The sequence below is a fragment of the Blastococcus sp. SYSU D00669 genome, from assembly GCF_054050715.1.
The window spans coordinates 50,797-74,596 of sequence record NZ_JBJGZV010000017.1; the positions used below are offsets into that span (position 1 = coordinate 50,797).

A 23,800-nucleotide genomic window follows, 5' to 3' on the forward strand; every position below is an offset into this window, starting at 1 on the left:
CGTCCTGTCCCCGCCTCGTCGTAGGGTCGGACGGCGATGGCTCTGCGTCCCCTCCCCGCCCGCTCCGCTTCCCCCGAGCAGCCGGCCGACGAGCGTGCCGATGCGCTGTGGGACATGGAACGACGCCTGCGCCGGCGCGGGTTCGCCGCGATCGCCGGCGCCGACGAGGCCGGCCGCGGCGCCTGCGCCGGACCGCTCGTCGCCGCGGCGTGCATCCTCCCGGCGGGGCGCCGCGGCCGGGTGCCCGGGCTGGCCGACTCGAAGCTGCTCACCGCCGCCGCGCGGGAGCGGGTCTACGCCGAGGTCGTCGCGCGCGCGGTCGCCTGGTCAGTCGTCGTCATCCCGGTCGAGGACCTCGACGCCCGCGGCATGCACGTCACCAACCTCGAGGCGCTGCGCCGGGCGGTGTGCGCGCTCGACCCGTCGCCCGACTACGTGCTCACCGACGGTTTCCCGGTGCCCGGCCTGGCCCGGCCCACCCTCGCGGTCTGGAAGGGGGACCGGGTGGCCGCCTGCGTGGCCGCCGCCTCGGTGCTGGCCAAGGTGACGCGGGACCGGATGATGCTCGAGCTGCACGAGCGCTGGCCCGAGTACGACTTCGCGGGCCACAAGGGCTACATCACCGACGTGCACAGCGCCGCCCTGGAGCGGCACGGGCCCTGCCCGGAGCACCGGATGCGCTTCATCAACGTCGCCCGGGCCCGCGATGCGCACCGCGCCTCCGAACTCGCCGCCCACGCCGGGCGGGCCCTCCAGCTGACCGGTCCCGCCGGGATGGTCGATGATGGACCCATGACGCCGGGGACTGGGCGATGAGCACCGAGGATCTCGAGAAGTACGAGACCGAGATGGAGCTGCAGCTCTATCGCGAGTACCGGGACATCGTCCGCCAGTTCACCTACGTGGTGGAGACCGAGCGGCGGTTCTACCTGGCCAACTCGGTGGACCTGCAGGTCCGCGAGGCCGGCGGCGAGGTGTTCTTCGAGCTCAAGCTCAGCGACGCCTGGGTGTGGGACATGTACCGGCCGGCCCGGTTCGTCCGCAACGTGCGCGTGCTGACGTTCAAGGACGTCAACGTCGAGGAGCTGGACAAGCCCGACCTCGAGCTGCCCTCCTCCTAGCTCCGTCCACAGCCGGGAGCCGGATCCACAGACCGCGGTCGAGCGGTCCGCACCGCCCGGCGGGGGACGAGGGTCGGGGGGTGTCCACCACCTCGGACCTGGGGGTCCACGGCGAGCGGGTCGCCGCCGCCTACCTGACCGACGCGGGCCTGCGCCTGCTCGACCGCAACTGGCGCTGCCGCGAGGGCGAGCTCGACATCGTGGCCCGCGAGGGCGACGCGCTGGTCTTCTGCGAGGTGAAGACCCGGCGCGGCACCGGCTTCGGCCACCCGGTCGAGGCGGTGACCCCCGCCAAGCAGCGCCGGCTGCGCACGCTGGCGCAGCGCTGGCTGGCCGCGCACGACGAGCACGCGCCCGACCTGCGCTTCGACGTCGTCGGTGTGCTCGTGCGACCCGACCGGCCGGCGCTGGTCACCCACCTGCGCGGGGCGTTCTCGTGACGCTCGCCCGCACGTGGTCGGTGGGGCTGGTCGGCGTCTCCGGGGCGCTGGTCGAGATCGAGGTCGACGCGGCCTCCGGGGTGCCGCACACGGCGCTGGTGGGGCTGCCCGACGCGGTGGTCCGCCAGTCGGTCGACCGGGTGCGCGCGGCCATCACGACGGTCGGGGCGACCTGGCCGCAGCGCCGGGTCACGATCGGCCTGTCGCCGGCGTCCATGCCGAAGCAGGGGAGCGGCTTCGACCTCGCGCTCGCCGTGGCCGTGCTGGCCGCCGCCGAGGTCGTCCGCGGCCCCGACGTGGAACGCCTCGTGCTCCTCGGCGAGCTCGGGCTCGACGGGTCGGTGCGCGGCATCCGCGGGGTCCTCCCCGCCGTCCTCGCGGCCGCCCGGGCCGGGCACCGGCGGGTCGTGGTGCCACCGGCCAACGCCGACGAGGCGGCGCTGGTCGCCGGCGCCGAGGTCCTCGCCGCGCCCACGCTGGCCGCGCTCGTCGGCCATCTCACCGGCGGCGAGCGGCTGGTCCCGCACGTCCGCGGGGCGCTGCCGCCGCCGCGGCCCGGGCCCGACCTCGCCGACGTCGTCGGCCAGACCGCGGGACGGCGGGCCGTGGAGGTCGCCGCCGCCGGCGGGCACCACCTGTACCTGACCGGACCGCCGGGAGCGGGCAAGACGATGCTGGCCGAGCGGCTGCCCGGGCTGCTCCCACCGCTCGACGACGACGCCGCGCTCGAGGTCACGGCGATCCACTCGATCGCGGGCACGCTGCCGCCCGGGGCGCCGCTGATCACCCGCCCGACCTTCGAGTCACCGCACCACTCGGCCACCCTCGCCTCCCTGGTGGGCGGCGGGTCGGGGCAGATCCGGCCGGGCGCGGTGTGCCGGGCGCACCGCGGTGTCCTCTTCCTCGACGAGGCGCCGGAGTTCCCGCGGGCGGTGCTCGACACGCTGCGCCAACCGCTGGAACGGGGCTCGGTGACGATCCAGCGGGTCGGTGGCTCGGCGACCTTCCCGTGCCGCGCCCAGCTGGTGCTGGCGGCCAACCCGTGCCCGTGCGCCAGCGCGGCGGGTGACGCCGCCTGCACCTGCAGCGCCCTCGAGCGGCGGCGGTACCAGTCCCGGCTGTCCGGTCCGCTGCTCGACCGCATCGACCTGCGGGTCGACCTGCCGCCCGTCACCCGGGCCGCGTGGCTGGACGGCCTGGGGACGCCGGAGCCGTCGGCGGCGGTCGCCGCCCGGGTGGCCGCCGCTCGGGCCGCGGCGGCCCAGCGGCTGCGGGGGAGCGGGTTCGCCCTCAACGCGCACGTGCCCGGGCGGCTGCTCCGCGAGCGGTGGACGGTCCCGCGGTCGTCGTTGACGCTGGTCGAGCGGGCGCTGGAGCGCGGCGCGCTGTCGGTCCGCGGCTACGACCGGGTGCTGCGGGTGGCGTGGACCGTCGCCGACCTGGCCGGTCGCACGGTGCCGGACGCCGACGACGTCGCCGAGGCCCTCGGCATGCGCCTGCAGCGGGCGGCGGCATGAGCCTCGACGAGGACCTCGCCGAGGCGGCCGCGGCGCCGGGGGAGCGCACCCCCGGCCTGCTGCGGGCCCGCGCCTGGCTCAGCCGGGCCGTGGAGCCCGGCACCGTCGACCTCTGGCGGTTCGTCGAACGGCACGGCCCGGTGGAGGCCGTCCGCCGGATCCGGGCCCGGACGGCGTCCCCCCGGGTGCTGGGCCTGGTCGGTGCGCGCGCCGAGCGCGACGACACCCTCGAGGACCTGCGCCGCGCCGAGCGGTGCGGGGCCCGGCTGGTCGTGCCCGAGGACGACGAGTGGCCGGCCTTCCCGCTGCACGCGCTCACCCTGGCCACCGCCGAGGAGCCCGACGAGCCGAAGCGCCAGTCCGACCGCACGACCGCCCCGGTGCCCCCGCTGGCGTTCTGGGTGCGCGGCCCGGGCCGGCTCGACGAGCTCGTCGACCGGTCGGTGGCGATCGTCGGTTCCCGTGCCTGCACGGCCTACGGCGAGCACGTCGCCGGCGACCTCGGCCACCAGCTGGCCGGGCGCGGCTGGACCGTGGTCTCCGGCGGTGCCTTCGGCATCGATGCGGCCGCCCACCGCGGCGCCCTGGCCGCCGACGGGCCGACCGTCGCCGTGCTGGCCTGCGGAGTCAACCGGCCCTACCCGGCGGGCAACGGCGCCCTGCTGCACCGCATCGCCGACAGCGGGCTGCTGGTCAGCGAGTGGCCACCGGGAGCGGCACCGCACCAGCACCGGTTCCTCGTGCGCAACCGGATCATCGCGGCGCTCACCCGCGGCACCGTGGTGGTCGAGGCGGCGGCCCGGTCCGGGGCGATGGCCACGGCGAACCGGGCGAGGAAGCTGGGCAGGTCCGTCATGGCGGTGCCGGGGCCGGTGACGTCCGCGATGTCGGTCGGCTGCCACGAGCTGCTGCGGGGGACCGGAGACGAGCGGCCGGCGCGGCTGGTGGCCTCCGCCGCGCACGTGCTCGACGAGGTGGGCGGTCTCGGCCTCGACCTGGCCCCGCCGCCGGACCGCCCGGCCGCCGCCCGGGACGGGCTCTCCGACGTCGCCCGGCGGGTCCTCGACGCCTGCCCGGTGCGGATCGGCGTGGCACCCGAGCGGCTCGCCGCCGTGGCCGGCTGCGACGTCGTCGAGGTGCTCCGCGTGCTGCCGGCCCTCGAGCTGGCCGATCTCGTGCAGTGGACCGGCACGGGGTGGCGGCTCACCCCGCCGCCGAAGCCCGCCGGCTGACCGCCGTCGGGGTCGGTTGCGGGCAACCCGACGGCGCGGCGCCTTGACCGGCGCGCCCTCGCCACGGACGGTTTCCGCCGTGACGGCATCGACGGCAGAGCTGCGCGCGGGACTGCCCCCCGCGCTGTCCGAGGCGCTCGACGCGTTCGAGGAGCACCTCGTCTCCGCCCGCGACCTGTCCGAGCACACCGTCCGCGCCTACGTCGGCGACGTCGTCCGCCTGCTCGACCACCTCGCCCGGCGCGGCGGCGGCACCCCCGACGACCTCGACCTCGCGTCGCTGCGCAGCTGGCTCGCCAAGGGCCGCACCACCGGGCACAGCCGGGCGACCACGGCGCGCTCGGCCGCGGCCGCGCGCTCCTTCACCGCGTGGCTGCGCCGCAGCGGCCGGGCGGCGGAGGACGTCGGCCTGCGGCTGGTCAGCCCCAAGGCGCACCGCACGCTGCCCGACGTGCTGGCCCCGGACCAGGCGCGCGCGGTCCTCGAGTCCGTGGCGGGCGCCGACGAGCCGGTGGCCCTGCGCGACGCCGTCGTCCTCGAGCTGCTCTACGCCAGCGGCATCCGGGTGAGCGAGCTGGTCGGGCTCGACGTCGACGACGTCGACCGCGGCCGGCGGCTGCTGCGGGTGCTGGGCAAGGGCCGCAAGGAGCGCAGCGTCCCCTACGGCGTCCCCGCCGAGCGGGCGATCGAGGCCTGGCTGGTCCGCGGCCGCCCGGCGCTGGCCACGGCCGGCTCCGGACCGGCGCTGCTGCTGGGCGTCCGCGGCCGGCGGCTGGACCCCCGGGAGGCGCGGCGGGTGGTGCACAGCGCCGTCCGGGCCGTGCCGGGCGCCCCCGACATCGGACCCCACGGGTTCCGGCACTCGGCGGCGACGCACGTGCTGGAGGGCGGCGCCGACCTGCGGTCGGTCCAGGAGCTGCTGGGCCACGCTAGCCTCGCGACCACGCAGATCTACACGCACGTGACGGTCGAACGGCTCCGTGCGGTCCACGCGCAAGCGCACCCCAGAGCCTGAGAGGACGGTCGAGTGCGGGACGTACGGGGAATCCTCCCGACCGAGGCAGCAGCACACGCAGGACCGAGGAGCGCAGATCGTGCCTGAGGCGACCATCCACCGGCTGGACGAGCACAGCGAGGACGCCGACGCGGCCCTGGCCGACCTGTGGGAGCGGTACGTCGCCGACCGCGCCCCCGAGCTGCGGGACCGGCTGATCCTCCACTACGCGCCGCTGGTGAAGTACGTCGCCGGCCGGGTGGGCAGCGGTCTGCCCTCGCACGTCGAGCAGGCCGACCTCGTCTCCTACGGCACCTTCGGGCTGATCGACGCGATCACCCGCTACGAGCCCACCCGCGAGGTGAAGTTCGAGAGCTACGCGATGGCGCGCATCCGCGGCGCGATCATCGACGAGCTGCGCAGCACCGACTGGATCCCGCGCTCGGTGCGCATGAAGGCGCGCCAGTTCGAGCGGGCCGTCGCCGAGCTGGAGACCCGGCTGCAGCGCACGCCCACCGACGAGGAGGTCGCCGAGCAGATGGGCATGGAGGTCGAGGAGGTCCGCAAGTTCCTCGGCCAGCTGTCCCTGGTCAACGTCGTCGCGCTCGACGAGCTGCTGGTCGACGAGGACGGCGGCGGCTCGCCCCGCCTGGTCGACACCCTGCAGGACTCGACCGCCCTCGACCCGCAGGCCATGGCCGAGCACGGCGAGGCCCGCCAGCTGCTCGCCCGTGCCGTCGAGCAGCTGCCCGACCGGGAGAAGGTCGTGGTCAGCCTCTACTACTTCGAGGGGCTCACCCTCGCCGAGATCGGCCGGGTCCTCGGCGTGACCGAGAGCCGGATCTGCCAGCTGCACACCAAGGCCGTCCTGCACCTGCGCACCAAGCTCGCCGACATCGCCTGATGGGGCTCCGGGACCGCGCGGGCGGCAGCGCGCGGGTCGTGCCGGTGCCGCTCGAGGACGGCGAGACCGAGCTGGCCCGCGCGGTCGCCGCGGTGCACCCGGGCACGCTCTCGTCGATCCCCGGTGAGCTGCTCCTGACCAGCGCACGGCTGGTGTTCGCGCCGGTGCCGTCGAGCCGGACGCAGCTCGTGGTCTGGCGGTTCACCCCCGGGAAGAGCCGGACCCGGGCGCCCGACGCGCTCGCCGCGGTCCGCACCGGCGCCGAGCCGGGCCTGATGCGCCCGCCCACGCTCGTCCTCACGACCGGCGACGGCACCACCTGGGAGATCGGGGTGCTCGCCGGGCGCCGCAAGCCGAACCGCTCGCCCGACAACGCGACCGCCCGCGACCGCATGGTCGAGGCGATCCACGGCCGCCTGGCCGGCTGAGGCGGCCTCAGCCGGGCGTCGCCCCGGGCCGGGTGGGCTCGCGCGCACCGATCACCCCGCCCACGAGGCCGAGCACGACCACGCCCGCGCCCAGTGCCCACTCACCCGGGGTGTCGGGCAGCCGGTCGAGATCGGGCGGGGTCACCCCGACCGTCGCGTCGAGCCCGGCCAGCACCAGGGCGGCGAGCAGCCCGCAGACAGCGGCGCCGACGACCGCGCCGCAGGCCGCGCCGACGACGCACATGACCCGGTACTCGACCCAGTCGCCCCGCGTGGGCTCCGCCATCCCCGCCTCCCGGTCCCCGACGCCGGCGGACCCTAGCCGGGCCACCGGCGGCGCAGCCAGGCCTCCAGCGGCGAGGTGAGGAACAGCAGGAACATCGCCCAGTAGCTCACCGCGGGGACCGCGGTCCCCAGCACCAGCGCGACGACGAGCAGACCGGTCGTGGCCAGCCCCTCCCGCGGCGGCTCGGCCGGCCCGGCGTCGCCCCGGCGCAGCGCGGGACGGCGCCACAGCAGGAGCGACACCCCCGAGAGGCAGGCCGAGCTCACCGTGATCGTGCCGATGTAGAGCAGCACCGCCAGCCGCTCCCTGCCGTACTCGCTGCTCACCACCTGCGTCGCGAACGGCAGGAGCACGATGGTGAGGATCCAGGCCAGGTTCAGCAGCAGGAACGCCCGGTCGTAGGCGCCCACCGACTCGACCAGCCGGTGGTGGACCAGCCACAGCTGCGCGATGACGGCGAAGCTGAGGAAGAACGCCCCGAACTCGGGCGCCTCCTCGACCAGCACGGCCCGCAGGCCCGCCTCCTGCGCCTCCCCGGCGAACAGCTCCGCCAGGGGGAGGACCAGCAGCGTGATGGCGATCGCCACGACCGCGTCGAGGAAGGTGACGAACCGGTCGAGCCCGCGTTCGGTGCGCACCCGCGCAGGCTAGGGACCCCGCGCCCACGGCAGCAGCCGAACCCGCACCGGGTGCAGCAGCGCGAGCGGGTCGAGGTAGGCCTCGCCCCGGCGGACCCCCCAGTGCAGGCAGGCGGCCACCGGGCAGCCGGTGTGGCCGGCCAGCAGGGCGCCGATCGGCTCGCCGCGGGTGACCGCCTGCCCCGCGGCCACGACGGCGTCGACCGGCTCGTACGTCGTCCGCAGCCCGCCGGGGTGGTCGACGCTGACCACCGGCCGTCCGGCCACCATCCCGGCGAAGGCGACCACCCCGTCGCCGGCCGCCAGCACCGCCGCCCCCGGGGCAGCGCCGAGGTCGAGCCCGCGGTGGCCGGGACCGTACGGCCCGGCCGGCGGCGCGAAGGGCCGGGTGACCGGGGGCGGGCCGGCCAGCGGCCACCACCACGCCCCGGCCGGGACGGCGGGGGTCTCCGGGGCGGCCGCCGCCCGCGCAGGCGCCAGGACGGCGAGGGCGAGGACGGCGACGAGCAGGACGCGGGCGGGCACGGGGTCACCGTCCCCGCCGGCGGCCACGGAGCACAGGCCGGACGGGTGGTTGTGGACGACGCGACGCCCGGGGAGGGCGGCCCGCGGGGGCGGGTATGCTGGTCGTGCGATCCGTCTGCGACGGGTCGACTTCGCGCGTTCTCCATCCCGCCGCACGGCGGGGCAGTCGCCACCTCGGTCCCTGCGGGCAACCGCCGGGGGAGTGGCGCCGCGGAACGCCAGGGCGGCGCACCACCCGGTGCCCGCGTCAACCGAGGAGCGCGGTCCAGCGGGCCGCGCGCAGACAGAAGGGCTGCACTGCGATGGCAGTCGTCAGCATGAAGCAGCTGCTCGACAGCGGCGTCCACTTCGGGCACCAGACCCGCCGCTGGAACCCGAAGATGAAGCGCTACATCTTCACCGAGCGCAACGGCATCTACATCATCGACCTGCAGCAGACGCTCGGGTACATCGACAACGCCTACGAGTTCGTCAAGCAGACCGTCGCGCACGGCGGCTCGATCCTGTTCGTCGGCACCAAGCGCCAGGCGCAGGAGGTCGTCGCCGAGCAGGCGCAGCGGGTCGGCATGCCCTACGTCAACCAGCGCTGGCTGGGCGGCATGCTCACCAACTTCCAGACCGTGCACAAGCGGCTGCAGCGGCTCAAGGAGCTCGAGGACATGGAGCAGACCGGTGTGCTGGTCAGCCTGTCCAAGAAGGAGCAGCTGGGCCTGACCCGCGAGAAGGCCAAGCTGGAGCGCTCGCTCGGCGGTATCCGCGACATGCAGAAGGTGCCCAGCGCCATCTGGATCGTCGACACCAAGAAGGAGCACATCGCCGTCGGCGAGGCCCGCAAGCTGGGCATCCCGGTCGTCGCGATCCTCGACACCAACTGCGACCCCGACGAGGTCGACTACAAGATCCCGGGCAACGACGACGCGATCCGCAGCATCACGGTGCTCACCCGCGTCATCGCCGACGCCGTCGCCGAGGGCCTGATGGCCCGGTCCGCGCAGCAGGCCAACGCCGGCCGCGAGGGCGGCGGCGAGCCCGTCATCGGCGGCGACGAGCCGCTGGCCGACTGGGAGCGCGAGCTGCTGACCGGTCAGCAGGAGGGCGCCACCCCGCTGCCGGAGACCCCGGCCGAGGCGCCGGCGGTCACCGCCGAGCAGGTCGCCCCGGTCGAGGGCGTGCCCGCCACCGGCAGCACCGAGACCGGCACCCAGGGCGCCCAGAACGGCTGATCGCCGTCCCGGACCAGTACCGAACACCAAAGGGATAGAGACATGCCTGCCTTCACCGCTGCCGACGTCAAGCGTCTCCGCGACGCCACCGGCGCCGGCATGATGGACGCCAAGAAGGCCCTCACCGAGGCCGACGGCGAGTACGACAAGGCGATCGAGCTGCTGCGCATCAAGGGCGCCAAGGACGTCGGCAAGCGCCTCGAGCGCTCGACGACCAACGGCGTCGTCGTCAGCAAGGGCGGCGCGCTGCTGGAGCTGGACTGCGAGACCGACTTCGTCGCGAAGAACGCCGACTTCGTCGCCCTCGCCCAGCGGCTGCTCGAGATCGCCATCGAGCAGAACCCGGCCGACGTGGCGGCCCTGCTGGCCGTCGAGGTCGACGGCCAGACCGTCGAGAAGCTGATCGAGGCCGAGTCGGCCCGCATCGGCGAGAAGCTGGTCCTCTCGCGGTTCGCCCTCTTCGAGGGTCCGACCGCGGTGTACCTGCACAAGCGCGCCACCGACCTGCCCCCGGCCATCGGTGTCGCGGTGCAGTACCGGGGCGGTGACGAGGAGGCCGCGCGGAGCCTGGCGATGCACATCGCCGCGGCCCGCCCCCGGTACCTCTCCCGCGAGGAGGTCCCGGCCGAGGCCGTCGAGACCGAGCGCCGGGTCGCCGAGCAGACCGCCAAGGAGGAGGGCAAGCCCGAGCAGGCGATCGTCAAGATCGTCGAGGGTCGGGTCAACGCCTACTACAAGGACTTCGTCCTGCTCGAGCAGCCGTCGATCACCGAGCCCAAGCGCACGGTCAAGCAGATCCTGGACGAGGCCGGCCTGCAGGTCGACCGCTTCGCCCGGTTCGAGGTCGGCCAGGCCTGATCGGGCCGTGCTGCAGGGTCCCGCCGCGAGCGTGCGAGCGGTGGGGGCAGCATGGTCCTCTCTCACCGGCCCCGTCTCCTCTTCTCCGAGGGACGGGGCCGGTGGCGCGTCCGGGCACGGTCCGACGCGCCCGCGGCCGCTGACGTGCGGCAGGATTCCACCGAGCCCGACCGAGTGAGGATGAGCCCTTGACCGACATCGCCGACCGGGAAGCACCGCTGTCCGCCCCCACCGCCTTCGCCCCCGCCGACGGCGGCGGCTACAAGCGGGTGCTGCTCAAGCTCTCCGGCGAGACCATGGGCGGCGGCAAGGTGGGCGTCGACCCCGCCGTCGTGAGCGGGATCGCCCGCCAGCTGGCCGAGGTGGTCGCGAACGGCACCCAGGTGGCGGTCGTCATGGGCGGCGGCAACTTCTTCCGCGGCGCCGAGCTCTCGCAGGCCGGCATGGACCGCACCAAGGCCGACTACATGGGCATGCTCGGCACCGTCATGAACTGCCTCGCGCTGCAGGACTTCTGCGAGAAGGAGGGCCTGCAGACCCGCGTCCAGACGGCGATCACCATGGGCCAGGTGGCCGAGCCGTACATCCCGCGCAAGGCGATCCGGCACCTCGAGAAGGGCCGGCTGGTCATCTTTGGTGCCGGCGCGGGCATGCCGTACTTCTCCACCGACACCGTGGCCGCGCAGCGGGCGCTGGAGATCGAGTGCCAGGTGCTCCTGATGGGCAAGAACGGGGTGGACGGCGTCTACGACTCCGACCCGCGCACCAACCCGGGCGCCCGCATGTACCACCAGCTGGAGTACGCGACCGTGCTGGCCGAGCAGCTCAAGGTGGCCGACGCGACGGCCATCAGCCTCTGCATGGACAACGCCATGCCGATCGTCGTGTTCAACCTGCTGCAGGACGGCAACATCGCCCGTGCGGTCGCAGGTGAGAAGATCGGCACGCTGATCAGCCAGCCGACCTGACCGACCGGCCGCTCAGCACCCGCACACGACACCCGGCGGGACGTCCCGCCGGCAGGAGGAGAGACCCGTGATCGACGACACCCTGCTCGACGCCGAGGAGCGGATGGACAAGGCCCTGTCGGTCGCGCGCGAGGACCTCGGGTCGGTGCGCACCGGCCGCGCCGCTCCGTCGATGTTCAACAAGATCCTCGTGGACTACTACGGCGCCCCGACCCCGGTGCCGCAGATGTCCTCGATCACCGTGCCCGAGGCCCGCATGGCCGTCATCAAGCCCTACGACAGCGGGCAGCTCGGGGCGATCGAGAAGGCGATCCGCGACAGCGACCTCGGCGTCAACCCGACCAACGACGGCCAGATCATCCGCGTGGTCTTCCCGCAGCTGACCGAGGAGCGCCGCCGCGACCTGGTCAAGATGGCCCGCAGCAAGGGCGAGGACGCCAAGGTCGCCATCCGCAACATCCGCCGCCGCTCCAAGGAGGAGCTCGACCGCATCGCCAAGGACGGCGAGGCGGGCGAGGACGACGTGCGCCGCGCGGAGAAGGAGCTCGACGACCTGACCTCGCAGCACGTCCACCAGATCGACGAGGCCGTCAAGCACAAGGAGGCCGAGCTCCTCGAGGTCTGAGCCGGCCGGTCCTCTTCCCATGACCTTCCCGCCCGCGCGCCGACCCGGCCCGCCCGAGCCGGGCACCGTCGAGCTGCCCGTGCCCGGGCCGGGGCGCGCCTCGCAGCCGCCGTCCGCCGACACCGGTCCCGTCCCGATCGTCGGCGCCCGGCCGGGTCCGCCCCCGGTCCCGCCCGTGCCGCCGCCGGTCGGCGACGGCACCGCGGAGCTGGCGGTCGCCGACCAGGCGCTGCCGCCCCCGCCGGAGCCGGCGGCGCCGGAGCCGGCGCCGGAGCCGGGGCCGGAGGCGCCCGCGCCGCCGTCGTCCGGGCGGGCGGGCCGCAACCTCGGCGCCGCCATCTCGGTGGGGCTCGGCCTGGGCGCGGTCATCCTGGTCTCGCTGCTGGTCTACCGCCCGGCGTTCCTGCTCGTGGTGACGGCGGCGGTGCTCGTCGGCGTCGTCGAGCTCACCCGCGCCCTGCGGGCCGGCGGCTTCCGCGCGCCGATGGTCCCGGTCGTGGTCGGTGCGGTCGCCATGCTGGCGCTGGCGTGGACCCGCGGCCCGTCCGGACTCGTGGTCGGGTTCCTGCTCACCGTCCTCGCCGTCGTCCTCTGGCGGCTGGGCGACGGGCCCGACGGCTACCTGCACGACGCCGCCGCGGGCGTGCTCGTCGCCCTCTACGTGCCCTTCCTCGCCGGCTTCGCCGTCCTCCTGCTCGTCCCGGACGACGGCGTGGCCCGCGTGCTGGTCTTCATCGGCACCGTGGTCTGCAGCGACGTGGGCGGTTACGCCGCCGGCGTCCTGTTCGGCAAGCACCCCATGGCGCCGTCGATCAGCCCCAAGAAGTCGTGGGAGGGGATGGCCGGCTCCATCGTGGCCTGCGTCGCCGTCGCCACGGCCGTGCTGACCCTCGCGTTCGACGCCCCGTGGTGGACCGGGCTCGTCTTCGGGACCGCGATCGCGGCCTCGGCGACCATCGGCGACCTCGGCGAGTCGCTCATCAAGCGCGACCTGGGCATCAAGGACATGGGGCACCTGCTGCCCGGCCACGGCGGGATCATGGACCGGCTGGACTCGCTGCTGCCCTCCGCCGCGCTGGCCTACCTGCTGCTGTCGGTCTTCGCCCCGGTGTAGGGCGCCGACACGTCCCACGTCGAGCCGACCGGCTCGAAGCCGCGCCGGGCGTACCAGTGCTGCGGCCAGTCGTCGCCGGCCGCCTCCAGGACGACCAGGTCGCAGCCGGCCTCGGCGGCCAGGGTCAGGATCCGGGCGAGGACGGCGTCGGCGTGGCCCCGGCCGCGCGCCGACCGGTCGGTGAGCACCGACTCGACGGCCGCGGTCGCGCCGTCGACCCGCAGCTGACCGGCGGCCACGACCCGGCCCTCCTCCCGCACCACGACGTCGGTGACGGCGACGACGGCGTCGTTGCGCGGCTCCCGGCCGATCAGCTGCGCGACGATCTCGTCCAGGCCGTCGCCCAGGCGGGCGAGTTCCTCCCGCCAGGAGCGGTCCCACAGCTCGTGGACGTCCTCCTGCGGCACCACCTGGGCCCGCTCGCCGCCGGCGACCGGCCCGGCCGGCCGGGCCATGAGCACCAGCTCGTCGGCCGACCAGCCCTGTGCCGCGAGGGCCTTGGCGGCCTGCTCGGCGCCGGGCCAGCGCAGCGTCGCGGCCCGGGTGGCCCAGCCGGCGTCGGCGGCCAGCTCCGCGGCCGTGGCGGCGACGGTGTCGGCGTCCACCGGATCGGACAGCAGCAGCCGGTTGTCGTCCCTCGAGTGCGGGAAGCGGCCGTCGAGGACCGCGACGCCGCCCGGGACGTCGCGGACCTCGGCCGCCCGGCGCACCGGGACCGAGAGCTGGAGCGCCAGGGCGCGGCCCAGTGCGTCGTCCGGGCGCGGCAGCACCGGGGGGACCGGTGGGCGCCAGGGTGCGACGGCGACCACGGCACCGACCGGCAGCGGCCCGTACAGGTGCGGGAAGCGCATCGCCGCCGGGTCGCCGTGCACGCCGGGCTCCCAGCGCACCGCGTCGGCGAGGCGTGCCGGGTCGACGACGAGCAGGGCGAGGTCGCGCCGGCCGGGGAACAGCCGCTCGGCCGGCAGGTGGACCTGCTCGGGGCTCGACAGGTGGACGAACCCCTGCGCGGCCAGGGACGCCGGCCGGACGGCCCCCGCCGCGAGGGCCGCCCGCCAGTCCGCCGGTTCGATCAGGTGCACCAGGACGCCGTCGCTCACGGCGGGCATCCTGCCCGGGTGAGCCACGACGAGCGTGACCGGATCGTCCGGGGCTTCCGGCACTTCGCCGAGGTCGACGCCCCCGTCTCGTCGCCGCGCTACGCCGAGCTGGCCGCGGCCGTGGCCCGGGACCCCGCGGTCCTGGACTTCCTGGCCGGGCTCCCCGACGGGAAGGGCCGCCAGCCGCCGCTGCTGTTCGCCGCCCTCCGCTTCCTGTTCGGCGACGTGCGCGACCCGGCCGAGCTGCACCGGCTCGTCGTCGGGCACGCCGACCGGCTCCGGCGCACCGTGCTCAGCCGGTCGACGCAGACGAACGAGCCCGCCCGCTGCGCCGCGCTGCTCCCCGTGCTCGCCGCCCTGCCGGGGCCGCTGTCGCTGGTGGAGGTGGGGTCCTCGGCCGGGCTGTGCCTGTACCCCGACCGGTACAGCTACGAGTACGACGGCCGGCCGGTGGGGCTGCGCAGTCCGGTCCACCTGCGCTGCACCACCTCGGGGGAGGGACCGGTGCCGGAACGCGTGCCGGAGGTGGTGGCCCGGATCGGCATCGACCTCGACCCGCTCGACCCGGCGGATCCCGACGACCTCGCCTGGCTGCGCACGCTCGTCTGGCCCGGCCCACCCGCCGCCGAGCGGCTGGCCCGGCTCGACGCGGCCGCCGCGATCGCCGCCGCCGAACCCGCGCAGGTGCTCCGCGGTGACCTCGTCGACCGGCTGCCGGACGCGCTGGAGCTCGTCGCCCCGGGCAGCACCGTGGTCGTCTTCCACACCGCGGTGCTGCTGTACCCGCCGCGCGAGCGCCGGGCGGCCTTCGTGGACCTGGTGCGGTCGCTGCCGGTGCGCTGGCTCGCCCAGGAGGCGAGGGGCGTGCTGCCCGAGCTCGAGGTGGGCCCGGACGACGGCCGATTCGTGCTCGCGCTGGACGGCCGGCCACTGGCCCGGACCGCACCCCACGGCGGCCGGCTCGACTGGCTGCCCGGGGCGCAGGAGATCATGGCCGGGTGAGCGGTGAGCCGGGCCCGACGGAGTGGGGGACGACGGTCGGCGTCGGACCCTGGCCGGGACCGTGGCCGGCGGACCCGCACTTCGACCCCGAGCTGCTCGCGCACGGCGACCGGCGCAACGTCGCCGACCGATACCGGTACTGGACCGTCGAGGCGATCGTCGCCGACCTCGACACCCGCCGGCACCCGTTCCACGTCGCCATCGAGAACTTCGGGCACGACCTCAACATCGGGACCGTCGTGCGGACGGCGAACGCCTTCCTGGCCGCCGAGGTGCACGTCGTGGGCCGGCGTCGCTGGAACCGGCGCGGCGCCATGGTGACCGACCGCTACCAGCACCTGCGCCACCACCCCGACGTCGCCGGGCTGGCGGCGTACGCCGCCGCCGAGGGCCTCGCCGTGGTGGCGGTCGACAACGCGCCGGGCGCGGTGCCGCTGGAGACCGTGGAGCTGCCCGAGCGGTGCGTGCTGCTCTTCGGCCAGGAGGGGCCGGGCCTCACCCCCGAGGCGCGGGCCGCGGCGGCGCTGACCGTCTCGATCGCCCAGTTCGGCTCGACGCGCTCGATCAACGCCGGCGTCGCGGCCGGGATCGCCATGCACGCCTGGATCCGGCAGCACGCCGACCTGGGCGCGCCGCGCTAGCTCACCCCAGCGGCGGGTCCGGGTCGATGCCGCGGGCCCGCAGCGCCGCCTCCACCGCCTCGCAGACGGTGCGCACGACCGCCACCCGCGCCCAGCGCTTGTCGTCGCCGGCGACCACGTGCCACGGCGCCACGACGGTGTCGGTGCGCTGCAGCATGTCCTCGACGGCCGCCTCGTACTGCTCGCGCCTGCCGCGGTTGCGCCAGTCCTCGTCGGTGAGCTTCCAGGCCCGGTAGGGGTCGTCGCGCCGGGACTCGAAGCGCCGCAGCTGCTCCTCCGGCGAGACGTGCATCCAGAACTTGACGATCACCGTGCCCTCGGCGGCGAGCGTGTCCTCGAGGTCGACGATCTCGCCGTAGGCCCGCTGCCACGCCTCCTCCGGGGCGAAGCCCTCGACCCGCTCGACCAGCACCCGGCCGTACCAGGTGCGGTCCAGCACGGCCATGCCGCCCCAGCCGGGCAGCACCGGCCAGAACCGCCACAGGAAGTGGTGCCGCTTCTCGTCGTAGGTGGGCGCGGCGAACTGCGCGACCCGCACGTGCCGCGGGTCGAGCTCCTCGACCAGCCGCTTGATCGCCCCGCCCTTGCCCGAGGCGTCCCAGCCCTCGAACAGCACCAGCAGCGGCGGGCCGATCTCCCCGGGCCCGATCTGGCCGCCCAGCAGCAGCCGCAGGTGGACGAGGCGGCGCTGTGCCGCGGTGAGCTCCTTCTTCGCCTCGGACTTGCCCAGTCGGACGCTCATGTCGACGTCGGAGAGCCGGCTCATCCCCCGAGCTTGGGCCGAACGCACCGGCCGCGCCTGCCGGGAGGCGGCGGCATCGTCCTGCACCATGGCTGTCTGAACACAGCGCGTCAGGGATCAATCACTGCGCGTCGAGCTCATCACGGGGGTGGTGAGGAGGGAACGGCATGGGCACGACCCGCCCGGACGACGCCGCGGCGTCGACGGAGCCGGGGACGGAGGAGACCCCTGCGCCACCGGAGGAGACGGGGGAGTGGGACTCCGACTGGCTGCCCGGGTGGCTGGACGAGGCCGAGGAGGCCCCGGAGCCGACGCCGGTGGACGACCCCGAGCCGGTGCCCGCGGAGGAGCCGGGACCGGAAGACCCCGCGGTCGACGGGACATCGGCCGACGTCCACGAGGACGACGAGCCCGGGGACGACGAGCCCGGGGACGACGAGCCCGGGGACGACGAGCCCGGGGACGACGAGCCCGGGGACGACGAAGCCCAGCCCAACCAGCCTGAGGACGACGAGTCCGAGGACGCCCCCGAGGACATCGAGGCCGAGGACGTCGCCTCCGAGGACGACGCCTCCGAGGAGGGCGACGAGGGGTCCGCCGGGGTCCGCCATGAGCCCGTTCCCGCCGTGCCCGTCGCGGTCCCCGCGTCCGCCGTCGCCGGGGTCGCGCCGGCCGTCGTCCCGCACGTCGTCGTCACCGCCCGTCCGCGGCCCCACCGGCGCGCCCGGCTCTCGATCGCCGTCGGCCTGCTGGTCGCCGGCGTCCTGACCGGTGCCGCCCTGGTGGCCGGGCGGTCCGACGACCCGCGCCCGGCCGCCGGCACCGCGACTTCGACGGTGACCCCGAGCCGGACCTCCACCCCGACGCCGCCGCGGGCCCCGACGCGGCCCACACCCTCGCCCTCGTCGACGGCGCCGTCGACGTCGGTCGCCCCGGTGGGGGTGCCCGTGGTCCCGGCCGCCGTCCCGGCGCGCGTGCCGGCCCCGACGCCGCGCAGCACGGCGACCGCCGCCCCGGCGCCGCCGCCGGCCCCCGTCGTCCCCGTGCCGCCGGCCCCACCGGTCGTCCCGGAGGGACCGGTCGACGTCGACCCCGGTGACCCGACGGTCGAGCCGGGACCGACGCCGACGCCGCCTCCCACCGACGAGCCCGACCCCACGACGACGCCGATCCCCACGCCGCCGCCGACCGACGACCCGGACGGCGGCGGCGACGAGGGAGAGGACGACGGGGAGGAGGGCGGCGACCCCGCGACGCCCACCGCGACGCCCACCGCGACGCCCACACCCACCGCCACGCCCACGCCGACCGGGGGCGCCTGACCGCCGGTCAGCCGCGGGGCAGGGCCTCGACCAGTCCGCACTCGTGCGCGAGCACGATCGCCTGGGCGCGGTCGCGCAGGTCCAGCTTGGCCAGGATGTGCCGCACGTGGCTCTTCACCGTGGCCAGCGAGATGAACAGCTCCTCGGCGATCTCGGGGTTGGAGCGCCCGGCGCCGATCAGGCCCAGCACCTCCGTCTCCCGCTCGCTCAGGGGCGCCAGGCGGTCGGTCGCGGCCGGCGGCGCCTGCGGGGTGCGGACGTAGTGCGCCACCAGCCGCGCCACGATCGCCGGCGCCAGCGGCATCTCGCCCGCGGCGGCCGACTCCACCGCGGCGACCAGCCGGTCGCCGCCGACGTCCTTGAGCAGGTACCCGGTCGCACCGGCGCGCAGCGCCTGGTAGGCGTGCTCCTCGCCGTCGAAGGTGGTCAGCACGAGGACGCGGCTGGCGCAGCCGGCCGCCACGAGGCGCCGGGTGGCCTCGATGCCGTCCATCCGGGGCATCCGCAGGTCCATCAGCACGACGTCGGGACGGCGGTCCAGCACCACCGCGACGCCCTCCTCGCCGTCCGCCGCCTCGCCCGCGACCTCCACGCCGGCGAGCTCGAGGATCAGCCGCAGCCCGTCGCGCACCAGGGCCTGGTCGTCGACGAGCACCACCGAGGTCACGGCGCGGCCTCCAGCACGAGGGGCAGCCGGGCCCGGACGACGAAGCCGTCGGCGGTGGGGCGGGCGTCCACCGAGCCGCCGTGCATCCGCGCCCGCTCCCGCATGCCGACCAGGCCGTGGCCGCCGCCCGGCTCCCCGGCGGTGCGACCGGTGCGGTTGCGCACCTCGACGCACAGGCCCTCCGGACCCGTCTCGACCCGCACGCGGACGGGCGCGCCGGGGGCGTGCCGCCGGGCGTTGGTGAGCGCCTCCTGGACGATCCGGAAGACGGTCAGCTGCAGGCTCGGCGGGGGAGCCGCCGCGGGCAGGCCCAGCAGCAGCTCCACGTCGGCGCCGCCGGCGCGGGCGTCCTCGACCAGCGTGGGCAGGTCGGCCAGCCCCGGCTGCGGGCGCAGGTCCTCGTCGTCGTCGGCCGGGTCCCGCAGCAGGCCGACCACCCGGCGCATCTCGGTGAGGGTGCGGGCCGCGGTGGCGCGGATGCGGTCGATCGGCACCGCGGCCCGCTCCGGTGCGCGCGCCAGCGCGGCCGCGGCGGCGTCGGCCTGCAGCGCGATCACGGTGATCTCGTGACCGATCACGTCGTGCAGCTCGCGCGCGATGCGGGTGCGCTCCTCGGCGGCGGCGACCCGCTCGGCGGCGTCCCGCTCGCGCACCAGCTCGGCGGTCAGCTCCCGCAGCCGCGCGTTCTGCGCCCGGTCGTGGGCCACCAGCCGGCCGGCGACCGCGGGGCCGGCGATGGCGAGGGCGGCGCCGATGGCTGCCTGCCAGATCTCCGGTCCCAGCAGCGTGACGACCACGCTGACCGTCAGGGACACCGCGGTGACCAGCACGACCCGCCAGGTGTTCAGGTCGTAGAGGGCGAGGGAGAAGAAGAGCAGCCCGGCGATCACGTAGCCGAGCAGCAGGTAGCCGCCGGGCGTGGGGATGGTCCACGCCGCCGTCACCACCAGGGCCGCCGCCGCCGGCTGCACCCGCCGCCAGGCCAGCGGCACGGTGATCGCGAAGGCGACCAGCACCGAGACGGCTGGGGACGCGATGGGCGCGATCGCCACCTGCGCCAGGGACGCGGCCAGGAAGGCCGCCGCCACGAGCACGTCGGCCCGTGGCGGCACGACCGACGGGTGCGCGAACCGGCTCACGGACCGGAAGCGTAGGGCGGATCCAGCCCGCCGCCATCAGCCCGAGGGCTGAGCGCGGAAGCCGCCCGCGGGTCGATGCCCGCCGGTCGCGGCGTCCCTAGCGTTCCCGCCGCACTCGTCGACATCCGTCCAAGGAGCCCCCCGTGACCACCACCGCTGCCCGCCCCGCCCCGCCGGCCACCGCCCGCCCGGCCCTCGTGACCGCCACCCGGGTCCTCGCCGCCCTCTTCGGCGCCCTGAAGCTGGGCGCGACCGCCTACTTCCTGTTCGTCGCCACGGCCGAGCAGGGAGGCGACCCGCAGGGCGTCGGCGACTGGTCGGTGGGCGTGTGGTCGGTCGTGCTCGGCGTCGGCTACCTCGTCATCGCCGCGCGGCTCGGCCGCGACCCCCGGGTGCTGCCGTTCACGGTCGGCCTCGCCGTCGCCGACGTGGCGTTCAGCTTCGTCAAGTTCTTCGTCTACGACGAGCCGGAGGCCATCGCGTTCACGGTGACGACGCTGGTCCTGCTGGCCCTGGTCGCCGCCACCACCCGCACGCGCCGCAGCGCGTGATCCGCTGCCGGCCGGGCCCCGGGGAGTGAGCTTCCCCTCGGGGCCCGTCGCCGGCGGCCGGCGGGTGGGACCATGGACGACGCCATGACTGCCCTCCCGCTCGTGTTCGACGCCCCCCGCCGGGGCAAGCCGCCGCGCCACCTCGCCGACCTGACCCGCGAGGAGGCGCGCGCCGCCGTCGCCGAGCTCGGGCAGCCGCCGTTCCGCGCCGACCAGCTGGCGCGGCACTTCTTCCGCGGCGTCACCGACCCCGCGCAGATGACCGACGTGCCGGCCGCCGCCCGCGAGGACCTCGCGCAGGCGCTGCTGCCCGGTCTGCTGACGCCCGTGCGGCACCTGTCCGCCGACGGCGGCCGCACCCGCAAGACCCTCTGGCGGCTGCACGACGGGGCGCTGGTCGAGAGCGTGCTCATGCGCTACCCCGACCGGGCGACGGTCTGCATCTCCAGCCAGGCCGGCTGCGGTATGGCCTGCCCCTTCTGCGCCACCGGCCAGCAGGGCCTGACCCGCAACCTCTCGGCCGCCGAGATCATCGGCCAGGCGGTCGCGGCCGCGGCGGCGATGGCGGGCGGCGAGCTGCCCGGCGGCCCCGGGCGGCTGTCCAACGTCGTCTTCATGGGCATGGGCGAGCCGCTGGCCAACTACGCCCGGGTGCGCCGCACCCTCGACGCCCTCGTCACGCCGGCGCCGCACGGCCTCGGGCTCTCGCAGCGGTCGGTCACCGTCTCGACCGTCGGCCTCGTGCCGGGCATCCGCCGGCTCACCGAGGAGGGGCTGCACGCCACCCTCGCCGTCAGCCTGCACGCCCCCGACGACGAGCTGCGCGACACCCTCGTGCCGATCAACACCCGGTGGAAGGTCGCCGAGGTCGTCGAGGTCGCCGACGAGTACGCCCGCCGCACCGGCCGGCGCTACTCCGTCGAGTACGCCCTGATCCGCGACGTCAACGACCAGCCCGAGCGGGCCGACCTGCTCGGCCGGCTGCTGGCGGGCCGGCTCGCGCACGTGAACCTCATCCCGCTCAACCCGACGCCGGGCAGCCCGTGGGACGCCAGCCCGCTGCCCGCGCAGCGCGAGTTCGTGGCCCGCCTGCGCGCCGCCGGGGTGGCGACGACGGTGCGCGACACCCGCGGCCAGGACATCGACGGCGCCTGCGGCCAGCTCGCCGCCGCCGACCGCGTCGACGGCGTCCCCGCCGTCGCGCTGCCCACCCCCGCGGTGGAGCCGGCGGTGCCGCTGGGCGCGGAAGCCGACCAGTGAGTGACGCCGTCCTGCCGGCACCCGAGGCGCACGGGCACACCCACGCCGATGTCTCCGGAGGGTGGCTGCGCGCGGCGGTGTTCGGCGCGATGGACGGGCTGGTGAGCAACACCGCCCTGGTGGCCGGCGTCGGCGGCGGGGGTGTCTCCCCGCGGGCGATCGTGCTCACCGGGTTCGCCGGGCTGATCTCCGGCGCGATCTCGATGGCGCTCGGCGAGTACACGTCGGTCAAGACGCAGAACGAGCAGCTCGACCTCGAGGTCGACAAGGAACGCCGGGAGATGGAGCGCAACCCGGCCGGCGAGGTGGAGGAGCTGGCCGACATGATGCGCGCCCGCGGCGTGGACTCCGCGCTCGCGGACGAGGTGGCCGAGCAGCTGCACCGCGACCGGGAGGCGGCGCTGCGGCTGCACATCGTCGCCGAGGTCGGGATCAACCCCGCCGACAAGCCGTCGCCGCGGGTCGCCGCGTTCTCGTCGCTGCTGACCTTCTCGATCGGCGCGGTCTTCCCGCTGCTGCCGTACCTGTTCGGCTTCCCGCTGCTGTGGGTGGCGCTGCTCTCCGGGGGCGTCGGCCTCTTCGTCGCCGGCGCGCTGTCCTCGCGCTTCACCCCGCGGCCGTGGTGGTACGCCGGGCTGCGCCAGCTGCTGTTCGGTGCGGTCGCGGCGGGCGCGACCTACCTCATCGGCCTGGCGATCGGCACGACGGTCAGCTAGCGCCGCGGCCGGTCAGGCCCGGCTCGGACGGCCTCGTCGCAGGGCCCCACGGCGAGCGTGCGAGTCCTGGGGGGGCGACGAGGTCCTTCACTTCGCGCGCCAGGCGTTCTTCCGGCGCACCCGGTCCAGCAGGAAGATCAGCACCATCAGGGCGGCCGTGCCGATCAGCCAGACGTTCTCCACGTTGCCCTCGTGGTTGCCGATCAGCAGGGCGAGGATGAACGCCGCGGCCAGCCACCAGGTGCGGCGGCCCCACTTGCCCATCTCGCCGTGCCAGCCCCAGTCCTCGGGCCGCTCGTGCTCCACCGGGTGCTCTCCGGCACGGACGACGGCCTCCTCGCGGCCGGGCTGGTTCACCCGGGTCGTCGCGGGGCTGTGCGAGCGCGATTCCTGGACCACGGTCGTCATCTTGCCAGTACCGGCGCTCGGGAAACCGCCCGGGACGGCCGCGCGCGTCGTCGGGGAGACTTCGGGTGTGAGCGGACAGGGGCGTGAGCATCGCAGCGAGGAACGAGCGAGGAGCGGAGCGCCCCGCGGGAGCGAACCGGGGGCATGGTGAGTGCTCCCCGTGAGGTCACCGTGCTGGGCTCGACCGGCTCGATCGGCACCCAGGCGATCCAGGTGGCGCGGCAGAACCCCGACCGGCTGCGGATCACCGCGCTGGCCGCCGGCGGTGGCGACGTCGGGCTGCTGGCCGAGCAGGCGCTGACCCTCGGCGTGCGCACCGTCGCCGTCGCACGCGCGACCGCCGCGCAGGACCTCCAGCTGGCGTTCTACGCCGCGGCGCAGCAGCGCGGCTGGGCCTCGGGGGAGTACGCGCTGCCGGAGATCCTCGCCGGGCCGCGGGCCGCCGAGGAGCTGGCCGCCCGCCCGGCCGACGTCGTCCTCAACGGGATCACCGGCTCGATCGGGCTCGGGCCCACGCTGGCCGCGCTGCGGGCGGGGAACACCGTCGCGCTGGCCAACAAGGAGTCGCTGGTCGCCGGCGGCGACCTGGTGACCGCCGCCGCGAAGCCGGGGCAGCTGGTGCCGGTGGACTCCGAGCACTCGGCGCTGGCCCAGTGCCTGCGCGGCGGGCACGTGAGCGAGGTGGCGCGGCTGGTGCTCACCGCCAGCGGCGGGCCGTTCCGCGGCCGCACCGCCGCCGAGCTGGCGGACGTGACCGTCGAGGACGCGCTCGCCCACCCCACCTGGGCCATGGGACCGGTCGTGACGGTCAACTCCGCGACCCTGGTCAACAAGGGCCTCGAGCTGATCGAGGCGCACCTGCTCTTCGACGTCCCCTACGCCGACATCGACGTCGTGGTGCACCCGCAGTCGATCGTGCACTCGATGGTCACCTTCACCGACGGCGCGACGATCGCCCAGGCCAGCCCGCCGGACATGCGGCTGCCGATCGCGCTGGCGCTGGCCTGGCCGGACCGGCTGCCCGACGTGCAGCCGGCGCTGGACTGGTCGACGGCGAGCACCTGGGAGTTCGCGCCCCTCGACGCCGACGCCTTCCCCGCGGTCCGGCTGGCCCGGCGGGCGGGGGAGGCCGGCGGCGTCGTCCCGGCGATGTTCAACGCGGCCAACGAGGAGGCCGTCGCGGCCTTCCTGCGGCGCGAGCTCGCGTTCACAGCCATCGTGGACGTCGTCGCGCGTACCCTCGACGCCGCGCCGGAGCTCGGCGCACCCACGTGCGTGGAGGACGTGCTGGCCGCGGAGAAGTGGGCCCGGGGGCACGCCCGCGCCGCCATCGCCGGAGGCTGACCTGTCCGCACTGCTGACCGTCCTGGGGATCGTCG

General features: G+C 75.7%; 28 protein-coding genes. 20 read left to right on the forward strand and 8 right to left on the reverse strand.

Going from position 1 to position 23,800, the window contains the following annotated elements; all coding sequences use genetic code 11:
* Positions 1-36: 36 nt before the first annotated feature.
* The 8 genes from ACI8AF_RS13775 (at position 37) to ACI8AF_RS13810 (ending at position 6,636) form a co-directional block, all read left to right on the forward strand.
* Positions 37-816: a ribonuclease HII gene (locus tag ACI8AF_RS13775; protein WP_456540285.1), complete on the forward strand. Its 780-nt coding sequence runs from the start codon at positions 37-39 to the stop codon at positions 814-816.
* Positions 813-1,121 carry a DUF2469 domain-containing protein gene (locus tag ACI8AF_RS13780; protein ID WP_448627367.1) on the forward strand — a complete coding sequence of 103 codons (309 nt, stop codon included), beginning with the start codon at positions 813-815 and terminating at the stop codon, positions 1,119-1,121. Before ACI8AF_RS13775 ends, ACI8AF_RS13780 begins: the two co-directional genes overlap by 4 nt.
* Before the next feature lie 80 nt (positions 1,122-1,201).
* A complete protein-coding gene (locus ACI8AF_RS13785) occupies positions 1,202-1,561 on the forward strand; it encodes a YraN family protein (protein ID WP_456540286.1) in 360 nt (119 codons plus the stop codon).
* Entirely contained in the window at positions 1,558-3,078 is a 1,521-nt protein-coding gene (locus tag ACI8AF_RS13790; protein WP_456540287.1) for a YifB family Mg chelatase-like AAA ATPase, read from the forward strand. The genes ACI8AF_RS13785 and ACI8AF_RS13790 overlap by 4 nt, the downstream gene beginning before the upstream one ends.
* Positions 3,075-4,310 carry a DNA-processing protein DprA gene (gene dprA, locus ACI8AF_RS13795; RefSeq protein ID WP_456540288.1) on the forward strand — a complete coding sequence of 412 codons (1,236 nt, stop codon included), beginning with the start codon at positions 3,075-3,077 and terminating at the stop codon, positions 4,308-4,310. Before ACI8AF_RS13790 ends, dprA begins: the two co-directional genes overlap by 4 nt.
* 79 nt (positions 4,311-4,389) lie before the next feature.
* The gene (locus tag ACI8AF_RS13800) at positions 4,390-5,325 is read left to right on the forward strand and encodes a tyrosine recombinase XerC (protein WP_456540289.1); all 936 of its coding nucleotides are present in this window, start codon (positions 4,390-4,392) and stop codon (positions 5,323-5,325) included.
* Positions 5,326-5,404: 79 nt separating this feature from the next.
* On the forward strand, positions 5,405-6,208 hold the full coding sequence (whiG, locus tag ACI8AF_RS13805; RefSeq protein ID WP_456540290.1) for an RNA polymerase sigma factor WhiG: 804 nt from the start codon (positions 5,405-5,407) through the stop codon (positions 6,206-6,208).
* Positions 6,208-6,636 (forward strand): hypothetical protein, encoded by a 429-nt coding sequence (locus ACI8AF_RS13810; protein WP_456540291.1) that lies wholly within the window; start codon positions 6,208-6,210, stop codon positions 6,634-6,636. The genes whiG and ACI8AF_RS13810 overlap by 1 nt, the downstream gene beginning before the upstream one ends.
* Positions 6,637-6,643: 7 nt before the next feature.
* On the opposite strand, the gene ACI8AF_RS13815 is transcribed toward ACI8AF_RS13810, so the two are convergent.
* From ACI8AF_RS13815 to ACI8AF_RS13825, 3 genes are read right to left on the reverse strand one after another with little or no spacing between them, the layout of a single operon-like run.
* The gene (locus tag ACI8AF_RS13815; RefSeq protein ID WP_456540292.1) at positions 6,644-6,922 is read right to left on the reverse strand and encodes a hypothetical protein; all 279 of its coding nucleotides are present in this window, start codon (positions 6,920-6,922) and stop codon (positions 6,644-6,646) included.
* Between the two features lie 32 nt (positions 6,923-6,954).
* Entirely contained in the window at positions 6,955-7,560 is a 606-nt protein-coding gene (locus ACI8AF_RS13820) for a TMEM175 family protein (protein WP_456540293.1), read from the reverse strand.
* Between the two features lie 9 nt (positions 7,561-7,569).
* The gene (locus ACI8AF_RS13825) at positions 7,570-8,085 is read right to left on the reverse strand and encodes a M23 family metallopeptidase (protein WP_456540294.1); all 516 of its coding nucleotides are present in this window, start codon (positions 8,083-8,085) and stop codon (positions 7,570-7,572) included.
* Between the two features lie 302 nt (positions 8,086-8,387).
* On the opposite strand from ACI8AF_RS13825, the gene rpsB reads away from it, so the two are divergent.
* The 5 genes from rpsB to ACI8AF_RS13850 all read left to right on the forward strand — a co-directional run bounded on the left by rpsB (position 8,388) and on the right by ACI8AF_RS13850 (position 12,873).
* Positions 8,388-9,308: a 30S ribosomal protein S2 gene (rpsB, locus tag ACI8AF_RS13830; protein ID WP_456540295.1), complete on the forward strand. Its 921-nt coding sequence runs from the start codon at positions 8,388-8,390 to the stop codon at positions 9,306-9,308.
* Positions 9,309-9,350: 42 nt separating this feature from the next.
* Positions 9,351-10,166 (forward strand): translation elongation factor Ts, encoded by an 816-nt coding sequence (gene tsf / locus ACI8AF_RS13835; protein WP_456540296.1) that lies wholly within the window; start codon positions 9,351-9,353, stop codon positions 10,164-10,166.
* Between the two features lie 188 nt (positions 10,167-10,354).
* Entirely contained in the window at positions 10,355-11,134 is a 780-nt protein-coding gene (gene pyrH / locus ACI8AF_RS13840; RefSeq protein WP_456540297.1) for a UMP kinase, read from the forward strand.
* Positions 11,135-11,201: 67 nt separating this feature from the next.
* Positions 11,202-11,759, forward strand: a complete 558-nt coding sequence (gene frr, locus ACI8AF_RS13845; protein WP_456540298.1) for a ribosome recycling factor — start codon at positions 11,202-11,204, stop codon at positions 11,757-11,759.
* A gap of 19 nt (positions 11,760-11,778) precedes the next feature.
* Complete coding sequence (locus ACI8AF_RS13850) at positions 11,779-12,873, forward strand: phosphatidate cytidylyltransferase (RefSeq protein WP_456540299.1); 1,095 nt, start codon at positions 11,779-11,781, stop codon at positions 12,871-12,873.
* Here the strand turns inward: ACI8AF_RS13850 and ACI8AF_RS13855 are convergent.
* Positions 12,840-13,973 (reverse strand): GNAT family N-acetyltransferase, encoded by a 1,134-nt coding sequence (locus ACI8AF_RS13855; RefSeq protein WP_456540300.1) that lies wholly within the window; start codon positions 13,971-13,973, stop codon positions 12,840-12,842. The genes ACI8AF_RS13850 and ACI8AF_RS13855 overlap by 34 nt on opposite strands.
* An 18-nt stretch (positions 13,974-13,991) precedes the next feature.
* On the opposite strand from ACI8AF_RS13855, the gene ACI8AF_RS13860 reads away from it, so the two are divergent.
* Positions 13,992-14,975, forward strand: a complete 984-nt coding sequence (locus ACI8AF_RS13860; RefSeq protein WP_456540301.1) for a DUF2332 family protein — start codon at positions 13,992-13,994, stop codon at positions 14,973-14,975.
* Positions 14,972-15,616: a TrmH family RNA methyltransferase gene (locus ACI8AF_RS13865; protein WP_456540302.1), complete on the forward strand. Its 645-nt coding sequence runs from the start codon at positions 14,972-14,974 to the stop codon at positions 15,614-15,616. The genes ACI8AF_RS13860 and ACI8AF_RS13865 overlap by 4 nt, the downstream gene beginning before the upstream one ends.
* Position 15,617: 1 nt before the next feature.
* Here ACI8AF_RS13865 and ACI8AF_RS13870 read toward each other — a convergent pair whose 3' ends face one another.
* Complete coding sequence (locus ACI8AF_RS13870) at positions 15,618-16,382, reverse strand: polyphosphate kinase 2 family protein (protein WP_456540303.1); 765 nt, start codon at positions 16,380-16,382, stop codon at positions 15,618-15,620.
* Between the two features lie 143 nt (positions 16,383-16,525).
* Here ACI8AF_RS13870 and ACI8AF_RS13875 point away from each other — a divergent pair, with 143 nt between their 5' ends.
* Positions 16,526-17,680 carry a hypothetical protein gene (locus ACI8AF_RS13875; protein ID WP_456540304.1) on the forward strand — a complete coding sequence of 385 codons (1,155 nt, stop codon included), beginning with the start codon at positions 16,526-16,528 and terminating at the stop codon, positions 17,678-17,680.
* A 7-nt stretch (positions 17,681-17,687) separates the two neighbouring features.
* Here ACI8AF_RS13875 and ACI8AF_RS13880 read toward each other — a convergent pair whose 3' ends face one another.
* Both ACI8AF_RS13880 and ACI8AF_RS13885 read right to left on the reverse strand, forming a co-directional pair.
* Positions 17,688-18,347 carry a response regulator gene (locus ACI8AF_RS13880; RefSeq protein ID WP_456540305.1) on the reverse strand — a complete coding sequence of 220 codons (660 nt, stop codon included), beginning with the start codon at positions 18,345-18,347 and terminating at the stop codon, positions 17,688-17,690.
* Entirely contained in the window at positions 18,344-19,486 is a 1,143-nt protein-coding gene (locus ACI8AF_RS13885; RefSeq protein WP_456540306.1) for a sensor histidine kinase, read from the reverse strand. Before ACI8AF_RS13885 ends, ACI8AF_RS13880 begins: the two co-directional genes overlap by 4 nt.
* A 143-nt stretch (positions 19,487-19,629) precedes the next feature.
* On the opposite strand from ACI8AF_RS13885, the gene ACI8AF_RS13890 reads away from it, so the two are divergent.
* From ACI8AF_RS13890 to ACI8AF_RS13900, 3 genes are all read left to right on the forward strand, one after another.
* Positions 19,630-20,037 carry a hypothetical protein gene (locus ACI8AF_RS13890; RefSeq protein WP_456540307.1) on the forward strand — a complete coding sequence of 136 codons (408 nt, stop codon included), beginning with the start codon at positions 19,630-19,632 and terminating at the stop codon, positions 20,035-20,037.
* A gap of 84 nt (positions 20,038-20,121) precedes the next feature.
* Positions 20,122-21,297, forward strand: coding sequence for a 23S rRNA (adenine(2503)-C(2))-methyltransferase RlmN (gene rlmN, locus ACI8AF_RS13895; protein WP_456540308.1), 1,176 nt, complete (start codon positions 20,122-20,124; stop codon positions 21,295-21,297).
* Positions 21,294-22,013: a VIT1/CCC1 transporter family protein gene (locus ACI8AF_RS13900; RefSeq protein ID WP_456540309.1), complete on the forward strand. Its 720-nt coding sequence runs from the start codon at positions 21,294-21,296 to the stop codon at positions 22,011-22,013. The genes rlmN and ACI8AF_RS13900 overlap by 4 nt, the downstream gene beginning before the upstream one ends.
* Before the next feature lie 87 nt (positions 22,014-22,100).
* On the opposite strand, the gene ACI8AF_RS13905 is transcribed toward ACI8AF_RS13900, so the two are convergent.
* Complete coding sequence (locus tag ACI8AF_RS13905; RefSeq protein ID WP_456540310.1) at positions 22,101-22,421, reverse strand: DUF2631 domain-containing protein; 321 nt, start codon at positions 22,419-22,421, stop codon at positions 22,101-22,103.
* A 144-nt stretch (positions 22,422-22,565) separates the two neighbouring features.
* On the opposite strand from ACI8AF_RS13905, the gene dxr reads away from it, so the two are divergent.
* Positions 22,566-23,765 carry a 1-deoxy-D-xylulose-5-phosphate reductoisomerase gene (dxr, locus tag ACI8AF_RS13910; RefSeq protein ID WP_456540311.1) on the forward strand — a complete coding sequence of 400 codons (1,200 nt, stop codon included), beginning with the start codon at positions 22,566-22,568 and terminating at the stop codon, positions 23,763-23,765.
* The last annotated feature ends 35 nt before the right edge of the window (positions 23,766-23,800 follow it).

Excerpts from the sequence above, each read along its gene's own strand:
- ACI8AF_RS13775 (WP_456540285.1), top strand. The coding sequence starts at position 37 with ATGGCTCTGCGTCCCCTCCCCGCCCGCTCCGCTTCCCCCGAGCAGCCG.
- rlmN (WP_456540308.1), top strand. The coding sequence starts at position 20,122 with ATGACTGCCCTCCCGCTCGTGTTCGACGCCCCCCGCCGGGGCAAGCCG.
- ACI8AF_RS13850 (WP_456540299.1), top strand. The coding sequence starts at position 11,779 with ATGACCTTCCCGCCCGCGCGCCGACCCGGCCCGCCCGAGCCGGGCACC.
- ACI8AF_RS13780 (WP_448627367.1), top strand. The coding sequence starts at position 813 with ATGAGCACCGAGGATCTCGAGAAGTACGAGACCGAGATGGAGCTGCAG.
- ACI8AF_RS13815 (WP_456540292.1), bottom strand. The coding sequence starts at position 6,922 with ATGGCGGAGCCCACGCGGGGCGACTGGGTCGAGTACCGGGTCATGTGC.
- ACI8AF_RS13810 (WP_456540291.1), top strand. The coding sequence starts at position 6,208 with ATGGGGCTCCGGGACCGCGCGGGCGGCAGCGCGCGGGTCGTGCCGGTG.
- ACI8AF_RS13905 (WP_456540310.1), bottom strand. The coding sequence starts at position 22,421 with ATGACGACCGTGGTCCAGGAATCGCGCTCGCACAGCCCCGCGACGACC.
- dxr (WP_456540311.1), top strand. The coding sequence starts at position 22,566 with ATGGTGAGTGCTCCCCGTGAGGTCACCGTGCTGGGCTCGACCGGCTCG.
- ACI8AF_RS13870 (WP_456540303.1), bottom strand. The coding sequence starts at position 16,382 with ATGAGCCGGCTCTCCGACGTCGACATGAGCGTCCGACTGGGCAAGTCC.
- ACI8AF_RS13875 (WP_456540304.1), top strand. The coding sequence starts at position 16,526 with ATGGGCACGACCCGCCCGGACGACGCCGCGGCGTCGACGGAGCCGGGG.
- dprA (WP_456540288.1), top strand. The coding sequence starts at position 3,075 with ATGAGCCTCGACGAGGACCTCGCCGAGGCGGCCGCGGCGCCGGGGGAG.
- rpsB (WP_456540295.1), top strand. The coding sequence starts at position 8,388 with ATGGCAGTCGTCAGCATGAAGCAGCTGCTCGACAGCGGCGTCCACTTC.
- tsf (WP_456540296.1), top strand. The coding sequence starts at position 9,351 with ATGCCTGCCTTCACCGCTGCCGACGTCAAGCGTCTCCGCGACGCCACC.